This is a genomic window from Ramlibacter alkalitolerans (genome assembly GCF_016722765.1).
GTDB classification, from domain to species: Bacteria; Pseudomonadota; Gammaproteobacteria; order Burkholderiales; family Burkholderiaceae_C; genus Ramlibacter; species Ramlibacter alkalitolerans.
Genome location: NZ_JAEQND010000001.1, coordinates 192,421 through 207,355 on the forward strand (window position 1 = coordinate 192,421; position 14,935 = coordinate 207,355).

A 14,935-nucleotide genomic window follows, 5' to 3' on the forward strand; every position below is an offset into this window, starting at 1 on the left:
ACCGGCGCGGCCCCCGAGCCTTGCCCACCCTGTTTTCCACAGCTTCATCCACCGTTCCTGTGGGAATCCACCTACGATTCGTTGCAACTGCCCCGATGGACACGCCACCCCTTTCCGTGCTTCACGAGGACGCCGATCTGCTTGCGGTCGACAAGCCGGCCGGCCTGCTCGTGCACCCCAGCGCGCTCGATGCGCGGGAGCAGCGCAGCGCGTTGAAGCTGCTGCGCGACGCCCGCGGCGAGTGGCTGTGGCCGCTGCACCGCCTGGACAAGGGCACCAGCGGCGTGCTGCTGTTCGCGCGCAGCCAGCAGGCCGCGCGCGCATGGGGCCCTGCGTTCGAGGAGGGACGCGTGGGCAAGCGCTACCTCGCGCTGGTGCGCGGCTGGCCGCCCGAGCGCGGCGCGATCGACCAGCCGCTGGCACGCGATCCCGAACTGCCTTCGCAGGGACAGGAGCGGCTGGCCGCCGCCACGCGCTTCGAGCGCCTGGCCTGTTTCGAGTGGCCCTTCCAGGTCGATGCGCGCCATGCGTGCAGCCGCTATGCATTGGTTGCCGTGGAACCGGTGACGGGGCGGCGGCACCAGATCCGCCGCCACTTCAAGCACATCGCGCATCCCCTCATCGGCGACACCACGCACGGCAAGGGCGCGCACAACCGCGCCGTCGCGCAGTGGCTGGGCGCCACGCGTCTGTGGCTGCATTGCGAAGCGATGGAACTGCCGGGACGGGCGCGCATCAGGGCGGCGCCCGGGCCGGAGTGGGCAGCGCTGCTGCGCTGATCCCCGCTACAGCAGCAGGATCGCGGCCAGTGCTAATCGACCGTCGCCGTGCGCAAGGGCACCTGCACCGCCTGCAGGCCGCCGAGGAACAGGTCGGTGACCACCGGCGCCAGGTCGTCGTAGGCGAGCGGGCCGTCCGGCTTCATCCAGGTGAACATCCAGTTCACCATCCCGAACAACAGCATGGTGAGCGGCTTGCTCATCGCCGCATCGCGCAAATCGGGGCGCAGCGCCGCGACGACGCGCGCGAACGCGGCGACCACTTCGCGCTCCTTGCCGAGGATGCGCTCGCGGTCCGCGGCGGCCAGGAACTTCACGTCCTCGGTCAGCACGCGGTGCTCGTTCTGCGCGTTCGCATATTCCTCCACCAGCCGGCGGATCAGCATGCGCATCTGCCCCGCGGGCGTCGCCTCGTCGGCCAGGGCTTCGGCCACGATCCCCTGCAGGCGGGTGACGTGCTCCTCGGCGATGCTCACCAGCAGCGCGTACTTGTCGCGGTAGTAGTGGTACAGCGTGGCCTTCGACAGGCCGCAGGCCTCGGCAACCTGGTTCATCGACGTGCCCGGATAGCCGCCGCGCGCGAACAGGGCGGCCGCGCGCGCGACGATCATCTCGCGCTGCCCGTCGTAGCCGGCGTGGCGTCCGCGGCCCATGGCTGGAAATCCTCAGCGCTCGTCGAAGGACAGCACGACGCGCTCCGTCATGGGATGCGCCTGGCAGGTGAGGACGTAGCCGGCGGCGACCTCCTTCTTGTCGAGGGCGAAGTTGCGCTCCATGCGCACCTGGCCTTCCACCAGCTTGGCCCGGCAGGTGCCGCAGACGCCGGAGGTGCAGGAGTAAGGCACTTCCAGTCCCGCCGCCGAAGCCGCGTCGAGGATGCTGGGCTGCTCGCGCGAGAACAGGAAGTCGCGCTGCAGGCCGTCGCGCACGATCGTGATGTGCGCCTTGGCGGCGTCGCTGGCGTGCGCCTGGTGCAGCACCGCGCCGACGTGGCCGCCACCCTTGTGCGTGATGCCGAAGCGCTCGATGTGGATGCGCTCCTCGGGTACGCCGGCGGCCAGCAGCGCGGCCTCCGCCTCGTCGTTCATCTGGAACGGGCCGCAGATGTAGGCATGCGCGATGGACTGTGCCGGCACCAGCACCTGCAGGAACTCGGCGATCTTGTCGCGGTTCATGACGCCCATGTTCAGCGGCGACTCGCTGTTCTCGTCGGAGAAGACGTGGTGGACCACCAGCCGCGTGAGGTAGCGGTCCTTCAGGTCGTCGAGTTCCTCCTTGAACATCGTCGAGCGCAGCTTGCGGTTGCCGTAGACCAGCGTGAAGCGGCTGGCCGGCTCGCGCGCCAGCACGGTCTTCATGATCGAGAGGATGGGCGTGATGCCGCTGCCGCCGGCGATGCCGAGATGGTGGCGCTGCGCCTGCGGCTCGATCGGCACGAAGAAGCGGCCCTGCGGCGTCATCACCTGCAGGGTGTCGCCCGGCTGGAGGTGCTCGTTGATCCAGTTGGAGAACAGGCCGCCGGCCACCTTGCGCACGCCCACGCGCAGGTCGCCGTCGTCGACGCCGGCGCAGATCGAATACGAGCGGCGCAGGTCCTGGCCGTCGATCTCCTTGCGCAGGGTGAGGTACTGGCCCTGGGTGAAGCCGAAGACCGGGCGCAGCTTCTCCGGCACCTCGAAGGAGACGATCACGGCCTCCTCGGTGTCCGGCTGGATCGCGCGCACGCGCAGGGAGTGGAACAGGGCGGACATCTAGATCGGCTTGAAGTGTTCGAAGGGCTCGCGGCAATCGAGGCAGCGCCAGAGGGCCTTGCAGGCGGTGGAGCCGAAGGGGGAGAGGCGTTCGGTGTGGGTGCTGCCGCAGTGGGGGCACGCGAGGGCTTCCGGCTTGCGCCGGAAGACCAGGACGCTCTGGGCCCCCGCCTGCGCGGGGGTGACGGTGTGCGGGGGCGCGATGCCGTACTCGCGCAGCTTGCGCTTGCCGTCGTCGCTGATCCAGTCCGTGGTCCACGCCGGCGCGCGGCGCAAGGTGGCACGCGCGGGGCCCAGGCCTTCGGCCTCGATGGCGGCGAGCACACCCTGCTCGATCGCTTCGGTGGCGGGGCAGCCCGAATAGGTCGGCGTGAGCACGACTTCCAGTTCGGCGCCGTGATCGATCACGTCGCGCACGATGCCCAGGTCGCGGACCGACAGCGCCGGCACCTCCGGATCGAGCACGCCGTCCAGGGCCTGCCACGCGCGCTCGGTGCGTGTCACCACACGCCTCCCGGATAGGCGCGCTGCAGGTGCTGCATCTCGGCGAGGATGAATCCCATGTGCTCGCTGTGCACGCCCCGCTTGCCGGTGCTCAGGAAGGGCACGGTCGCCGGCATGGCCAGCCCGGCCTCCTGCAGGATCTGCGCCATCTCCGCGCTCCAGGGCTCCTGCAGTTCGCTCCAGCGCGGCCCCAGGCGCGTGCTCGCCGCGTGTTCGTCGACCGCGTCGGAGGCGAACAGTTCGGCGTGGTAGGGCCACAGTTCGGCCAGTGCCTGCTCGCTGCGGCGACGCGATTCCTGCGTGCCGCCGGCCAGCCGCACCAGCCAGTCGGCCGCGTGCTGCTGGTGGTAGCGCGCCTCCTTCACCGCCTTGCCGGCGATGGCGGCCAGTTCCTTGTCGCTCGACTCCCCGAGGCGTTCCCACAGCAGCTTGAAGAAGGTGGCCATCATCGTGTTGCGCACCACGGTGAAGGCGAAGTCGCCGCGCGGCAGTTCGACCAGCGTGACGTTGCGGTAGTCGCGCTCCTCGCGCAGGAAGGCGAGTTGGTCCTCGTCGTGGCCGGCCCCTTCGAGCGCGCCGGCGTGCGTGAGGACCGCGCGGCACTGGCCGATCAGGTCCAGCGCCATGTTGGCCAGGGCGATGTCCTCTTCCAGCACGGGCGCGTGCCCGGTCCATTCGCCCAGGCGCTGCGCGAGGATCAGCGCGGTGTCGCCGATGCGCAGCAGGTACTGCACGGCGGGCGCGTCGGCGATGCGGATGGAAGGCTGCATCGTCACGGCCTCACATGTGGTCCACGGATTCGGGCAGCTTGTAGAAGGTCGGGTGGCGGTACACCTTGTCTTCCATCGGGTCGAAGTACGTCGACTTCTCGCCCGGATCGCTGGCGATGATCTGGTCGCTGCGCACCACCCACACGCTGGTGCCTTCCTGCCGCCGCGTATAGACGTCCCGCGCCATCTGGATCGCCATCTTCCCGTCGGCCGCATGCAGGCTGCCGCAGTGCTTGTGGTCCAGCCCCGACTTGCTGCGGATGAACACTTCCCAAAGGGGCCACTCCTGCTTCGCGTCGTTCATTTCAGATCCTGTTCAAAAAAGCGAACCGGAACAGCCGAACGCAGAAGCCGCAAAGGTTACGCAGAAGCCGCAAAAGGACATCCTTGAGAATGAATTCTTCTGCGGTTTTTGCGTAACCTCTGCGGCTTCTGCGTTCGGCTGTCCGGCTTTTCACGCAGCCTTCACCTCGCGCGCCGCCTCCTTGCGCGCGAACTCCAGCGCGGCCTCGCGCACCCATGCGCCCTCTTCCCACGCGTTCACGCGCGCGGCCAGGCGCTCGCGGTTGCAGGGGCCGTTGCCGGCGATCACGCGCCAGAATTCGTCCCAGGCTATCGCGCCGAAGTCGTGGTGCTGGCGCTCCTCGTTCCACTTCAGATCGGGATCCGGCAGGGTCACTCCCAGCACCTTGGCCTGTTCCACCGTGGCGTCGACGAAGCGCTGCCGCAGTTCGTCGTTCGAGACGCGCTTGATCCCCCAGCGCATCGACTGCGCGGTGTTGGGCGACTGGTCGTCCGGCGGACCGAACATCATCACCGAGGGCCACCACCAGCGGTTCACCGCGTCCTGCACCATGGCGCGCTGCGCGTCCGTGCCCTGCTCCATCATCGTCAACAGGCTCTCGTAGCCCTGGCGCTGGTGGAAGCTCTCCTCCTTGCAGATGCGGATCATGGCGCGCGCATACGGCCCGTAGGAGCAGCGGCAGATCGGCACCTGGTTCATGATCGCCGCGCCGTCGACCAGCCAGCCGATCACGCCGACGTCGGCCCAGGTCAGCGTGGGGTAGTTGAAGATCGAGCTGTACTTGGCCTTGCCGCTGTGCAGCGCCTCGATCATCTGGTCGCGCGAGGTGCCCAGCGTCTCGGCTGCGGAATAGAGGTACAGGCCGTGCCCGCCCTCGTCCTGCACCTTGGCCAGCAGGATCGCCTTGCGCTTGAGCGTGGGCGCGCGCGAGATCCAGTTGCCCTCGGGGAGCATGCCGACGATCTCGGAATGCGCGTGCTGCGAGATCTGCCGCACCAGCGTCTTGCGGTAGTGGTCCGGCATCCAGTCCTTGGGCTCGATGAATTCGCCGGCGGCGATGCGACCCTCGAAGCGCTCCTCGAGCTGCATCTCCCCGGCGCTGCGCACCGGCTTGCGGGCATCGCCCTCCTTGCCCTGGGTGTCCATGGCCTGCGTGTACATCGCGTCTCCTTGCCGGCCGGCGTTTATTGCCGACCGCTCGGTAGATGATAAGGGATACGGCGTCCTTGCGGTGGGTCAAGCCCGGTGCGCGTGGATGCCTCAAGCGCTGCGCGGTCGCCGTGGCCGCGGCGTGGCCGGCCCACCCTCCAGCGGCAGCCGCGTCTCCGCCTTCACCTCCTTGAGCACCACGCTCGAACGCACGTGCGTCACGCCCGGCAGCTTGAACGCCGTCTCGTGCAGGAAGGCCTCGTAGCTCTTGATGTCCGGCACCAGCACCTTCAGCACGTAGTCGGCCTGGCCGGTGGTGGCGTAGCAGCTCACGATCTGCGGACTGGCGGCCACCGCCTGCTCGAAGCGGCGCACGTCGTCCTCGTTGTGGCGGGTCAGGTTCACTTCCGCGAGCACGGCCAGCGTCAGGCCCACCTTCTCGCGGTCCACCAGCGCGGTGTAGCCGCGGATGATGCCGGCGCTCTCCATCTCCTTGACGCGCTTCCACGCCGGCGTGGCCGACAGGCCGGCGGCCGCGGCGAGCTGCTGCACGGTCTGGCGGGAGTCGCGCTGGAGTTCGCTGAGCAGGAGCACGTCGTGACGGTCGAGTTGAGACATTCCTGATCACCGGCGGATTCGAGAACATCATTCTCCATCCGCCGCTTCTGGCGGGGAAAGAAGAATCAAATTCTCCGTGCCCGCAACTAAGCTGTGCCTGCTGAAGGAGACACAGCGAAATGCCAGAGAGCACCCTTGCCGACACCTCGCCGATCGCGCGCCCCGAATACCGCCTGAGCGACAGCCTGTGGGCCCCGGGCGGTTCCATCTTCCTCACCGGCACCCAGGCGCTGGTGCGCCTGATGCTGATGCAGCGCCAGCGCGACACGGCCGCCGGCCTCGACACGCGCGGCTTCATGAGCGGCTACCGCGGCTCGCCGCTGGGCATGGTGGACCTCGCGGTCTGGAAGGCCGGCCAGAAGTTCGAGGAGGCGGGCGTGCGCTTCCTGCCCGCGATCAACGAGGAACTGGGCGCCACCGCGGTGCTGGGCACGCAGCGCGTGGAGGCCGATCCCGAGCGCACCTGCGAAGGCGTGTTCGCGCTCTGGTACGGCAAGGGGCCGGGCGTGGACCGCGCCGGCGACGCGCTCAAGCACGGCAACGCCTACGGGTCGTCGCCGCACGGCGGCGTGCTGATGGTGGCGGGCGACGACCACGGCTGCGTCTCCTCGTCCATGCCGCACCAGAGCGACCAGGCCTTCCAGTCCTGGCATGCGCCCATCGTGTCGCCGGCGAACGTTGCCGAGTACCTGGAGTTCGGCCTCTACGGCTGGGCGCTGTCGCGCTTCTCGGGCAACTGGGTCGGCTTCACCGCCTTGTCGGAGGTGGTGGAGAGCGCAGCGACGGTGGACCTGGACCTGGTGAACGCGCGCGTCGCCACCTGGCAGGACGGCGACACAGTGCGGCAGCTCACCGGCTACGCGCCGCCGCCCGGGGGACTGCACTACCGCTGGCCCGACCTGCCTTCGCTCACCATCGAACAAAGGCTGCACGCCAAGCTCGATGCGGTGCGCGCCTTCGCGCGCATCAACAGCATCGACCGGCACATCGTCGCCAGCGCGCGCGCCACGGTGGGCATCGTGACCGCCGGCAAGGCGCACTACGACCTGATGGAAGTGCTGCGCCGGCTCGACATCCCACCCGAGGCGCTGGCCGCCCACGGCGTGCGCATCTACAAGCTGGGGCTCACCTATCCCATCGAGCCGACCCGCATGCGCGAATTCGTGCGCGGCCTGGGCGAGGTGCTGGTGATCGAGGAAAAGGGCCCGGTGGTCGAGGAGCAGCTGCGCTCGATGTTCTACAACGAGCGCGAACGGCCGGCGATCGTCGGCAAGCAGGACGCCGAGGGCCGGCCGCTCGTCTCCGCGCTGGGCGAGCTGCGGCCCTCGCGCCTGATCGAAACCGTGGCGCAGTGGCTGGTGCGCCATTTCCCGGACCTGGACCGGCGCCACCTCGTGCGGGACTTCACCCTGCCCGAGCTGCTGTCCAACGAGAGCGACAGCGTCAAGCGCCTGCCCTACTTCTGCGCCGGCTGCCCGCACAACACCTCCACCCGCGTGCCCGAGGGCTCGCATGCGCAGGCCGGCATCGGCTGCCACTTCATGGCCAGCTGGATGGACCGCGACACCGAAGGCCTGATCCAGATGGGCGGCGAGGGCGTGGACTGGGTCTCGCACGCCATGTTCACCAAGGTGCCGCACGTGTTCCAGAACCTGGGCGACGGCACCTACTACCACTCCGGCTACCTCGCGATCCGGCAGGCGGTGGCGGCGCGCGCGACGCTCACCTACAAGATCCTGTTCAACGACGCCGTCGCCATGACGGGCGGACAGCCGGTGGACGGCATCATCAGCGTCGACGGCATCGCGCGCCAGGTCGAGGCCGAGGGCGTGAAGAAGGTGGTGGTGGTGTCCGACGACATCGCCAAGTACGAGGGCCTGGAGCTGCGCTTTCCGCCCGGCACCGAATTCCACGACCGGGATGCGCTCGACGCGGTGCAGCGCGAACTGCGCGAGATTCCCGGCGTGACGGTCCTGATCTACGAGCAGACCTGCGCGGCGGAAAAGCGCCGCCGGCGCAAGAAGGGCGAGCTGGTCGATCCGGCCCGCCGGCTGTTCATCAACGACCGCGTCTGCGAAGGCTGCGGCGACTGCTCGGTGCAGAGCAACTGCGTGGCCGTGCAGCCGCTGGAAACGCCATTGGGCCGCAAGCGCAGGATCGACCAGAGCAGCTGCAACAAGGACTATTCCTGCGCCAAGGGCTTCTGCCCCAGCTTCGTCGGCGTGCTGGGCGGCCAGCCGCGCAAGCGGGCCGGCGTGCTGGGCGACGGTGCCACGCACTTCATGGAGCAGGTCGAGGCGCTCCCGTTGCCGGCGCCGCACACCTGGAGCGCGCCCTACGACCTGCTGGTGACCGGCGTGGGTGGCACCGGCGTGGTCACCATCGGCGCGCTGGTCGCGATGGCCGCACACCTGGAAGGCAAGAGCGCCAGCGTGCTGGACTTCATGGGCTTCGCGCAGAAGGGCGGCTCGGTGCTGAGCTTCGTGCGTTTCGCCGACCTGCCTTCGCGCCTGAACCAGGTCCGCATCGACACCCAGCAGGCCGACGCGCTGCTGGCCTGCGACCTGGTGGTCGGCGCCTCGCCGGAGGCCCTGGCCACCGTGCGCCAAGGCCGCACGCGCGTGCTGGCCAACACGCACGAAGTGCCGGTGGCCGAAAGCCTGCGCAATCCCGACGCCAGCCTGAAGGTGCCCCAGTTGCTGGACAAGCTGCGCTTCGCGGCCGGCGCCGACCGCGTCGAGACGCTCGATGCCCAGGCGCTGGCGGAAGCCTTCCTCGGCGATGCGATCTTCTCCAACATCATCGCCCTCGGCTCGGCCTGGCAGCGCGGGCTGGTGCCGGTGAGCCTGGACGCGCTGCAGCGTGCGATCGAGCTCAATGGCGTCGCCGTGGACCACAACAAGCTGGCGTTCTCGCTCGGTCGCCTCGCCGCCGGCGCGCCACAGGCCATCGAGCCACTGCTGCGCGGCGAGGCCATGCAGGCACCGGCGCAGGCCGAGACGCTGGAGGCCATCGTCGCCCGCGGCATGGAGCACCTCGCCGGCTACCAGGATGCGCGCTACGCCCGGCGCTATGCCGACTTCGTGGCCAGGGTGCGGGTGCGCGAGCAGGCGCTGGGCGCCGATGCCTCGCTGCCCTTCACGCGCGCGGTCGCCGCATCGCTGCTCAAGCTGATGGCGTACAAGGACGAATACGAGGTCGCGCGGCTCTATACCGACGGCGAGTTCCGGCGGGCCCTGCAGCAGCAGTTCGAGGGCGACATCGCGCTGGAGTTCTTCATGGCGCCGCCGACGCTGGCGCGCGCGAAGGAAGGCCAGCCGCCGCGCAAGGTGCGCCTGGGCGGCTGGATGATGCCGTTCATGAAGCTGCTGGCGCAGGGCCGGCGGCTGCGCGGCACGCCGTTCGACCTGTTCGGGCGCACCGCGGAGCGACGGCTGGAGCGCGAGCTGGTGGACGCGTACCGCGCGCGCATCGAGGCCCTGCTGCCGGCGCTGACGCCCGAGCGGCTGAAGACGGCGACGGAGATCGCGGCGCTGCCGCTGGCGATGCGCGGCTTCGGCCACGTGAAGCTGGCCAACGTGGCGCTGGCGCGGGCCCGCGAGGCGGAACTGCTGCACCGGTTCGATCCTTCCACCTACGCGCGCCCGGCGCCGTCGCGCCAGGCGGGGCAGATCCGCGGGATCCCCGTCACGGCGGCGGCTTAAGATTCCGCCACCGCAGGCAACTCCCCGCACCCATGAAGGCCAAGCCCCACGAGACACTGCTCCAGGCGTTGAAGCTTCGCTTCGAGAAGAACATGCACAGGCACCGCGGCGTCGCGTGGGCCGCCGTGCAGGCGAAGCTCGAAGGCAACGCTGCTGCCCTCAAGTCGCTGCTGCGGATGGAAGAGACCGGCGGCGAGCCGGACGTGATCGCGTCGGACGCCAAGGCGGGGCAGTTCACCTTCTGCGACTGCGCGGCGGAGAGCCCCGCGGGCCGCCGCAGCCTCTGCTACGACCGCGAAGCGCTGGACGCGCGCAAGGAGAACAAGCCGGCCGGCAGCGCTGCGGAGATGGCCGCCGACATGGGCATCGCGCTGCTCACGGAGGAGGAGTACCGGGCCCTGCAGGCGCTCGGCGAGTTCGACCTCAAGACCTCGAGCTGGATCAGCACACCGGCCGACGTGCGCGCGCTCGGGGGCTCCCTGTTCTGCGACCGCCGCTACGGCCGGGTGTTCGTGTACCACAACGGCGCGCAGTCGTACTACGCGGCGAGGGGCTTTCGCGGCCTGCTCCGGGTCTGATCACGCCGCCGGCCGGATCACGCGCGGGTCGTTCCCCGCATACAGCGCCGCCACGTCGGCCGCCCGCCGCGCCAGCACCGCACGCTGGTTGATGTAGCCCTTGTCCGTGATCTCGCCCGCGTCCGCGCTGGGCGGCTCGGCCTGCACGATCGCGCGCGTGGGGCACTGCGACGAGCCGCCGCCTTCGGCCTGCAACTGCTGCAGCACGCCGCGCAGGTGCGCCGCCAGCGCGCCCTCCGGCAAGGCCCTGGCCTGCGGTGTAGCGAACACGAGCAGGCCGATCTCGGCCTGCTCGTGCCCGGTGATGACGACGTCGGCCACGTGCGGTGCCAGCGCGCTCACGATGCGCGGCCGCAGCGTGCCCACGCTCACCCAAGTGCCGGTGGTCAGCTTGAAGTCCTCCGCCACGCGGCCGTCGAAGGCGACGCCTTGCGCGATGTCGGCCGCATCGACCAGCCGGCCGGCGTCGCCGATGCAGTAGTAGCCCTCGTCGTCGAAGGCGGCATCGGTGAGGTCCTGCCGATCCAGATAGCCGGGGAAGATGTTGGGGCCGCGGGCCCGCATCTCCAGCTTCTCGCCGTTGGGCACGAACTTGAGTTCGGCGCCGGGCAGCGGCAGGCCGAGGCAGCCGGCCCGGTCCATGCGCCAGTGCACCGTCGTGATCGCCGGCGCCGTCTCGGTGGAACCCCAGGACGACGTGAACCACAGCGGCCGCTCGCGCACCTTCGCGGCGACGGCCTCGAGCCGCGACCACAGGCTCTGCGGCAGCGCCGCGCCCGCATAGAAGATGCCTTCCATGCCGGCCAGCACCTCGCGCGCGCAGGCCTCGTCGGCCTCCAGGAAGGGCAGCAGCATGTCGAAGCCGCGCGGCACGTTGAAGTGGAAGTTCGGCTTCACCTCGCGCAGGTTGCGCAAGGTCTTCTCGATCAGGCCCGGCGCCGGCCGGCCCTCGTCGATGTACAGCGCACCGCCGTGCGCCAGCACCATGTGGAAGTTGTGGTTGCCGCCGAAGGTGTGGCTCCAGGGCAGCCAGTCCAGCAGCACGAGGCGGTGCCGCGTGAGGAAGGGCCACGCCTGCGCCATCATCTGCTGGTTGGCGCACAGCATGCGATGGTTGTTGATCACCACCTTGGGCTGGCCGGTGGAGCCGCTGGTGAGCAGGTACTTGGCGTGGTGCTCGGGCCGCAGCGCCGCGAAGGCCGCACCCACCGCCTCCGATTCGTCCGCCTCCGCCAGCCCGGCGAACGGCCGCGCGCCCGGCACCTCCTGCGCGTGCGCGCCGAACACGATCGCGCACGGGCCGCCCCAGTGCTGCACGGCGGGCCCGTAGACGCGCGCATCCGCCGCGTACACCAGGGCGGGCTGCAGCAGGTCGAGGATGCTCGCGATCTTGGCGTAGTCCTTCGTCAGCCGGCAGTACGCGCTGGAGACCATGCAGAAGGGCCGGCCGACGTGCATGGCAGCCAGCCCGAGCAGCGCGGCGTCCATGCTGTTGTCCGACAGGATCACGACCGGCCGGTGCGGCGGCAGCCGCGCGTCGAGCAGCCCCTGCGCGATGCGGCCGACCTGCTCGCGCACCTCGTGGTAGGTGAGCCTGCGCCAGTCGCCCGCTGCATCGCGCTCGGCGAGGAACAGCGCATCCGGGGTGGTGGCGGCCCAGTGCTCCAGCCAGTCGCCCACGCAGCGCGCGTACGGCTGCAGGGGCCGCGGGTGGCGCAGCACGAAGCTGCCATCGGCGCGCGATTCGCGCAGCACCTCGGGAGGCGCGAGCGCCTGCGCGTCCGCGAAGGGCGCATGCAGCATGGATCTCTCTCCTCTTTCAGGCCAAGGCGTGGACGAAGCGCTCCCAGGCCGCGGCGAACGCCTCCGGGCATTCGACGGCGGACTGGTGTGCGGCCGGCAGCCGCACGAGCTGGGCGCCGCGCACGTGCTGCTGGATGAATTCGCCGGCGGCCGGCGGCGTGGCCTGGTCCTGCTCGCCGACGATCACCAGCGTCGGCACGCGGATCTCGGGCAGCAGGTCCGCCTGCGCGAGGTCGCGCACCGCCGCGGCACAGCCGCAGAAGCCGCGTACGCCGGTGTCGGTGGCGAGTGCACGCAACCGCTGCACCGGCTCGCGATCGGCGGCGAGATAGCTGGCGGTGAACCAGCGTTGCAGCGTAGGTTCCACCAGGGGGTCGACGCCCTTTTTCTGCGCCGTGGCGATGCGGTCCTGCCAGGCCTGGGCCGCGCCCTGCACCGCCGTGGTGTTGGCGAGCGTGACGGACAGCAAGCGATCGCCGCGCTGCGCCGCGAGCCTTTGCCCGATCATGCCGCCCAGCGAGGCGCCGATGAAGTGCACGCGCGGCAGGTCCAGCGCATCGAGCAGCGCGATCGCATCGTCGGCCAGGCGCTGCATCGTGTAGGGCGGCTCGCTCGCGCGCGTGGCGCCGTGGCCGCGCAGGTCGTAGCCCAGCACGCGCCAGCGCGGCAACAGGGCCTCGGCGACGCCGCGCCACATGGCGTGCGTGCTCAGGATGCCGTGCGCCAGCATCACCACCGGCGCGCCGGCCGGCCCTTCCAGTTCATATGCGACGTCGATGTCGCCCACGCGTCCGGTGTTCATCGCGATCTGGCGATGGCGGCGTTCACGCGCGGCATCACTTCCTGCGCCATCAGCTCCATGGAGCGCTTGCCGAGCGCCGGGTCCACCCAGTCGTGCGAGGCATAGAGCAAGGTGCCGAAGTCGCCGACCTGTTCGCGCAAGGACAGGATCTGGTCGACGACGCTGTCGACGCTGCCGGCGATCACGAGCCGGTGGGTCACGGACTCCGGCGTGATCTCGCTGTCCGGCTGGTTCGGGTCGAGCTTGAACAGGTTGGAGCGGCCGGCGAAGCCCACCAGCTTGCGAACCAGCTGCTTGAAGTAGAAGTGATAGGGACCTTCCGGCCCCTTGCCATAGCGCTGCGCCACCCGGTCGTCATCGGCGACGAAGATCGACTTGGCCACGCGCCAGTCGGCGGCCGACGCCTTGGCACCCACGGCCTCGCGGCCCTCCACGTACTTGGGCCAGTGCGTCTTCACCCATTCGGGCAGCAGGAAGTTGGCGGAGATCGGCGTCCAGCCGCGCTTGGCCATCTCCGTCACGCCGGCGGAGAACGGCGCCACCGCCGTGCCCACGATGGGCGGGTGCGGCTTCTGGTACGGCCGCAGGATCGCGCCCTGGCCGATCTCCAGGATCGAGGTCTGCTTCGTCGAGACCTTGAAGAACTCGCCCTGCAGGTCGTAGGGCGGCTCGCTCTCCCAGATCTTCAGCACCATGTCGATGCTCTCGACGAACATCGCGTTGCGGTTCTTCTGGTAGTTGCCGAAGACCTCGGCGTCCGACATCAGGCCGCCGGGGCTGATGCCCATGATGAAGCGGCCCTTGAGGATGTGGTCCAGCATCGCCACCTGCGCCGCGACGGCCGCCGGATGCGTGTTGGGCATGTTGATCGTGCCGCTGCCCAGCACGATGTCCTTCGTGTCGTGCGCCAGCGAGGCCAGGAACATCAGGCAGGAGGTGACGTTCTCGGCCAGGTCCGTCACGTGCTCGCCGACGAAGGCTTCGCAGTAGCCCAGGCGGTCGGCCAGCAGGATCGCTTCACGGTCTTCCGCCAGCGTCTCGGTGGCGCTGCGCCCGGGCGGGTGCAGGGGCATCATGAAGGTGCCGAGTTTCATGTCGCGGTCTCCTGTGGTTCTTCAGTTTTCGACCCGTTCGATGGCGCCGCTGGCGGCGGAGCGGAAGATCGCCTCCAGGGCGCTGACGTTGGCCACCATCTGCTCGCGCGGCACCGGATAAGGCGCGACGCCCAGTGCCGCATCGGCGAAGGCCTCCAGGTTGCGCAGCACTGCCGGCGCCGGTGCGATGTCGACGGCGACCGCCCGCTCGCCGCGCAGGCAGGTGGTGAGCGTCCAGCCTTCGGGCGCCTCGGGATGCGTCCTGTCGCGCACCTCGGCCCAGCCTTGCGAACCGTAGACGGCGAAACGGCCAGCGAAGGGCGTGGCGAGGATCGCGGTGAGCAGCGCATGGCCGCCCCGGCGGAAGGTGACCAGCGCCGCCAGCGTGTCGCCGTTGGTGAGCTGGCTGCCGAGCTGGCGCACGCTGGCGTGCACCGTCTCGGCCTCACCGAACACGCCGACGGCCAGGTCCAGCAGGTGGATGCCGGTGGCCGTCATCGGGCCGGCGGGCGCCTCGCGGGCGGACAGGCGCCAGTTGTCGGCGGAAAGCGAGAGGAACTTGTCCTGGCTGAAGTTCGCTTCCACCTGCAGCGGGGTGCCGAGCGCACCGGACTGCAGCAGGCGCATGACTTCCTGGACCGGCGGCTCGAAGCGCTTCTCGTGGCCGACGGCGAGCGCCACGCCCGCCTGTTCGACCGCGGCGATCGCGCGCAGCACGTCGGCGCGCGTCATCGACAGCGGCTTTTCGCAGAACACGTGCTTGCCCGCGCCCGCCGCGGCGACGATCTGTTCCGTGTGCTGGCTGTGGGGCGTGCACAGCACCACCCCTTGCACCTGCGGATCGCGCAGCACGGCCTCGAAGCTGGAGGAAAACGGAAGTGCGCGCTGGGCGGCGGAGGCTTCACCCTGCGGCGCCACGTCGGCGACCCGGACGACCCGCAGCTTCTCGCTGCCGGCGAGCAGGTCCACCACGATGCGGCCCCACCAGCCCAGGCCGACGACGGCGATGTTCAGCATGGAGGGCGATGCTGCGGGCGCGGCGCCGCCCCGGCAATCAGGGGGAACCTCAGGTTCAGCCC

At 69.9% G+C, this 14,935-nt stretch carries 14 protein-coding genes; 3 read left to right on the forward strand and 11 right to left on the reverse strand.

Translation table 11 applies throughout. The annotated features are described in order from the left end of the window. Nucleotides 1-95 precede the first annotated feature (95 nt). Nucleotides 96-779, forward strand: a complete 684-nt coding sequence (locus JI746_RS00900; protein WP_201686894.1) for a pseudouridine synthase — start codon at nt 96-98, stop codon at nt 777-779. Nucleotides 780-811: 32 nt separating this feature from the next. Here the strand turns inward: JI746_RS00900 and JI746_RS00905 are convergent, their stop codons facing one another. The 7 genes from JI746_RS00905 to JI746_RS00935 all read right to left on the reverse strand — a co-directional run bounded on the left by JI746_RS00905 (nt 812) and on the right by JI746_RS00935 (nt 5,875). Beyond that, nucleotides 812-1,432, reverse strand: a complete 621-nt coding sequence (locus JI746_RS00905) for a TetR/AcrR family transcriptional regulator (protein ID WP_201686895.1) — start codon at nt 1,430-1,432, stop codon at nt 812-814. A gap of 12 nt (nt 1,433-1,444) precedes the next feature. Next, complete coding sequence (paaE, locus tag JI746_RS00910; RefSeq protein ID WP_201686896.1) at nt 1,445-2,530, reverse strand: 1,2-phenylacetyl-CoA epoxidase subunit PaaE; 1,086 nt, start codon at nt 2,528-2,530, stop codon at nt 1,445-1,447. After that, a complete protein-coding gene (paaD, locus tag JI746_RS00915; RefSeq protein ID WP_408004069.1) occupies nt 2,531-3,034 on the reverse strand; it encodes a 1,2-phenylacetyl-CoA epoxidase subunit PaaD in 504 nt (167 codons plus the stop codon). Beyond that, nucleotides 3,031-3,804: a 1,2-phenylacetyl-CoA epoxidase subunit PaaC gene (paaC, locus tag JI746_RS00920; RefSeq protein WP_201686898.1), complete on the reverse strand. Its 774-nt coding sequence runs from the start codon at nt 3,802-3,804 to the stop codon at nt 3,031-3,033. Before paaC ends, paaD begins: the two co-directional genes overlap by 4 nt. Nucleotides 3,805-3,814: 10 nt before the next feature. Further along, the gene (paaB, locus tag JI746_RS00925; RefSeq protein WP_201686899.1) at nt 3,815-4,108 is read right to left on the reverse strand and encodes a 1,2-phenylacetyl-CoA epoxidase subunit PaaB; all 294 of its coding nucleotides are present in this window, start codon (nt 4,106-4,108) and stop codon (nt 3,815-3,817) included. A 150-nt stretch (nt 4,109-4,258) separates the two neighbouring features. Then, nucleotides 4,259-5,269, reverse strand: coding sequence for a 1,2-phenylacetyl-CoA epoxidase subunit PaaA (gene paaA / locus JI746_RS00930; protein ID WP_201686900.1), 1,011 nt, complete (start codon nt 5,267-5,269; stop codon nt 4,259-4,261). Nucleotides 5,270-5,368: 99 nt separating this feature from the next. Continuing rightward, the gene (locus tag JI746_RS00935; RefSeq protein WP_201686901.1) at nt 5,369-5,875 is read right to left on the reverse strand and encodes an Lrp/AsnC family transcriptional regulator; all 507 of its coding nucleotides are present in this window, start codon (nt 5,873-5,875) and stop codon (nt 5,369-5,371) included. 119 nt (nt 5,876-5,994) lie between these two features. Here JI746_RS00935 and JI746_RS00940 point away from each other — a divergent pair, with 119 nt between their 5' ends. Continuing rightward, nucleotides 5,995-9,579, forward strand: a complete 3,585-nt coding sequence (locus JI746_RS00940) for an indolepyruvate ferredoxin oxidoreductase family protein (RefSeq protein ID WP_201686902.1) — start codon at nt 5,995-5,997, stop codon at nt 9,577-9,579. 32 nt (nt 9,580-9,611) lie between these two features. Then, complete coding sequence (locus JI746_RS00945) at nt 9,612-10,157, forward strand: DUF4256 domain-containing protein (protein ID WP_201686903.1); 546 nt, start codon at nt 9,612-9,614, stop codon at nt 10,155-10,157. On the opposite strand, the gene JI746_RS00950 is transcribed toward JI746_RS00945, so the two are convergent. Genes JI746_RS00950 through JI746_RS00965 form a run of 4 tightly spaced genes read right to left on the reverse strand, consistent with a single transcriptional unit; the run spans nt 10,158 to nt 14,873 of the window. Continuing rightward, nucleotides 10,158-11,960 carry a feruloyl-CoA synthase gene (locus JI746_RS00950; RefSeq protein WP_201686904.1) on the reverse strand — a complete coding sequence of 601 codons (1,803 nt, stop codon included), beginning with the start codon at nt 11,958-11,960 and terminating at the stop codon, nt 10,158-10,160. Between the two features lie 16 nt (nt 11,961-11,976). Continuing rightward, entirely contained in the window at nt 11,977-12,762 is a 786-nt protein-coding gene (locus JI746_RS00955; RefSeq protein WP_201686905.1) for an alpha/beta fold hydrolase, read from the reverse strand. Continuing rightward, entirely contained in the window at nt 12,759-13,856 is a 1,098-nt protein-coding gene (locus JI746_RS00960) for an LLM class flavin-dependent oxidoreductase (RefSeq protein WP_201686906.1), read from the reverse strand. Before JI746_RS00960 ends, JI746_RS00955 begins: the two co-directional genes overlap by 4 nt. 21 nt (nt 13,857-13,877) lie before the next feature. Further along, nucleotides 13,878-14,873 carry a Gfo/Idh/MocA family protein gene (locus JI746_RS00965; RefSeq protein WP_201686907.1) on the reverse strand — a complete coding sequence of 332 codons (996 nt, stop codon included), beginning with the start codon at nt 14,871-14,873 and terminating at the stop codon, nt 13,878-13,880. Between the last annotated feature and the right edge of the window lie 62 nt (nt 14,874-14,935).